The sequence below is a fragment of the Streptomyces solincola genome, assembly GCF_002982015.1.
In the GTDB taxonomy this organism is placed as follows: Bacteria; Actinomycetota; Actinomycetes; order Streptomycetales; family Streptomycetaceae; genus Streptomyces; species Streptomyces solincola.
This window is the reverse complement of the sequence record NZ_PVLV01000359.1, coordinates 1-2,819: the sequence shown is the minus strand read 5'-3', so window position 1 is coordinate 2,819 and position 2,819 is coordinate 1. Positions and strand designations below refer to the sequence as shown.

Here is a 2,819-nt window from a genome sequence, read left to right as displayed (position 1 = left end):
GGGACGGGCGGCGGAGGGACGGGCGGCGGAGGGACGGGCGGCGGCGGACGCACCTCGGGGGGGCCGCCGGGTGATCGACCGGCCTTCGCTGCCGCGCCGGGCCCCACGGGCGGTTGACCGACCTCCGCCGCCGCGCGGGCCCACCGGCCCTTCACCCCGCCCCGGGCCGCCGGGCGGCGATGGGACGCCCCTGGGGACGGGCCGCCGCGCCCGTTCCGGAGCGGTGTGCGGCTGTGCCGGAATTCCGGGCACCCGTACGGTGCAGGGAGAGCCACCGCGGCAGCGGCGACCCGTGACCGTGTACCGCGGTGGCTCCGCACGCACAGCGCCACAGCACCCGAGAGCCGGGTGGGCGGGCGACGAGGAGGCCGGAAAATGGCGGCGGAACTGCGGCTCGGGCCACTGCTGCGCTACGTGGACTTCGACCGCGGCGACCGGGCGACGGTCTGGGTCGAGACCCAGGCGCCCGGCACGGTCGAGGTGCGGTGCCCGGGCGGCACGGGTGGCGGCAGCGCGCCCACCTTCCAGGTCGCCGGCCACCACTACGCGCTGGTGACGGTCACCGGCCTGACCCCGGGCGCCACCACCGCGTACGAGGTGGACGTGGACGGCGAGCAGGTGTGGCCGCCCGCCGACTCCGGCTTCCCGCCCTCCACGATCAGCGCCCCCGACCCGGCCGCCTGCGACACCGTGCGGGTCACCTTCGGCTCCTGCCGCTGGGCCGCCCCGCCGGCCGGCGGCGAGGACCCGGTGGGCCCCGACGCGCTCGACTCGCTGGCCCGGCGCATCGCCGCCGACCCCGAGGGCGAGCGGCCCGACGTACTCCTCCTGCTCGGTGACCAGGTGTACGCCGACGAGGTGTCCGAGGCCACCCGCGACTGGCTCGCCACCCGGCGCGACCTGAGCGAGCCGCCCGGGGAGCAGGTCGCGGACTACGAGGAGTACACCCACCTCTACGACGAGTCCTGGCGCGACCCCGGGGTGCGCTGGCTGCTCTCCACCGTCCCGAGCTGCATGATCTTCGACGACCACGACGTGATCGACGACTGGAACACCAGCGCCGCCTGGGTGGCGGACATGCGCCGCACCGACTGGTGGAACGAGCGGATCCTCAGCGGGCTGATGTCGTACTGGGTGCACCAGCACATCGGCAACCTCTCCCCCGAGGAGCTGGCCGCCGACCCGGTGTACGCCAAGGTGACCGGCGTCGAGGACGGCACCGAGCCGCTGCGGGCGTTCGCCGTCGAGGCGGACGCCGAGCCCTCGCGCACGCGCTGGAGCTACCGCCGGGACTTCGGGCGGACCCGGCTGGTGATGATCGACAGCCGGGCGGCGCGGGTGCTGAAGGAGTCCGAACGGGCCATGCTCGACGACGAGGAGGCGCGCTGGGTCTGGGAGCAGATGACCGACCGCCGCTCGGACGTCGATCACCTGCTGGTGGGCACCTCGCTGCCGTGGCTGCTGCCGCCGCTGGTGCACGACGCCGAGATCTGGAACGCCGCCCTGTGCCGGGGTGAGCGCGGCCCGCGGTGGGCCCGTTTCTCGGAGAGGATCCGGCGCACGGCCGACATGGAGCACTGGGGCGCGTTCCCCGAGTCGTTCGAGAAGCTGGCCCGGCTGGTGGCCGACGCCGGCAGCGGCCCGGACGCGCCCGCCACGATCTGCGTGCTCTCCGGGGACGTCCACCACGCCTATGTGGCCGAGCCGCGCTGGCCCGCCGACGCCACCCCGGACGCCGCGGTCCTCCAACTGACCTGCTCCCCGGTGCACAACGGGGTGCCCCGCTCGATGCGGTTGGCGTTCCGGTTCGGCTGGAGCGCGGCCGGGCGGGTCCTGGGCAAGGGGCTGCTGCGGCACGCCCGGGCCGGGCTGCCGCCGGTGCACTGGAAGCGGACCGGCGGACCGTGGTTCGGCAACCAGCTCATGACGCTGGCGCTGCGCGGCCGTTCGGCGCGGCTGCGACTGGAGCAGGCGGAGGTGCGGTCCGGCGGCACGGGCTCCGACCTGCGGACCGTGCACGAGCGCGGACTCACCCGGGGCGGGCGCGGATAGGCGGCCGCGGGGCATGACCGCCCTTGCCTCCCAGGGCCTGGTCGGAGGCTCCGAGGCTGTGAACGTCCGGTGTACGAACGGTTCAGAGCGTCCGCCATTCCCCGCATAGCGGACAGCGACGCTCAGGCCAACGCTTCGGTACTCCGGGGTACAGCGGCATGATGTCCCTTCCGTGTGCCGTGCCACCCCGTCCAGGGAGTCCGAATCTTGACGGTCTCGACCGCAGTCCTCCATGCCATAGCCCTGGTCGGCGCAGGCCCCCGGGGCACCTCGGTGCTCGAACGCCTCTGCGCCTCCGTCCCCGAACTGGCGGCGGACGCCCCGCTGACGGTGCATGTGGCGGACCCCGCCCCGCCCGGGGCGGGCCGGGTGTGGCGCACCGACCAGCCGGCCGGACTGCTGATGAACACGGTGGCCTGCCAGGTCACGCTCTTCACCGACGAGAGCGTGGAGTGCGAGGGACCGATACGCCGGGGGCCGAGCCTGTACGAGTGGGCCGCCGCGCGCGGCCTGGCACTCGGCCCCGACGACTACCCGAGCCGCGCCGTCTACGGGGCCTACCTGGAGTGGGCGTTCGCCCGCGCCGTGCGGACCGCGCCGCCGCGGGTGACGATACGGGTGCACCGCGCGCGGGCCGTCCGGCTCACCGAGGCCCCGGACGGCCGCCAGACCCTCGCCCTGGACGACGGCACCGTCCTGGACGGCCTGGACGCCGTCGTCCTGGCCCAAGGCCACCTGCCCTCCGCCCCCTCCGTCCCGCCCCACAC

General features: G+C 75.3%; 2 protein-coding genes. Both read left to right on the top strand.

The genetic code is table 11. From position 1 onward, the window contains the following. The first annotated feature begins 375 nt into the window (after nucleotides 1–375). On the top strand, nucleotides 376–2,052 hold the full coding sequence (locus C6N75_RS21535) for an alkaline phosphatase D family protein (RefSeq protein WP_105870552.1): 1,677 nt from the start codon (nucleotides 376–378) through the stop codon (nucleotides 2,050–2,052). A 207-nt stretch (nucleotides 2,053–2,259) separates the two neighbouring features. Next, nucleotides 2,260–2,819: FAD/NAD(P)-binding protein (locus C6N75_RS21530; protein WP_258177530.1), on the top strand; the 560-nt coding region annotated here is incomplete at its 3' end.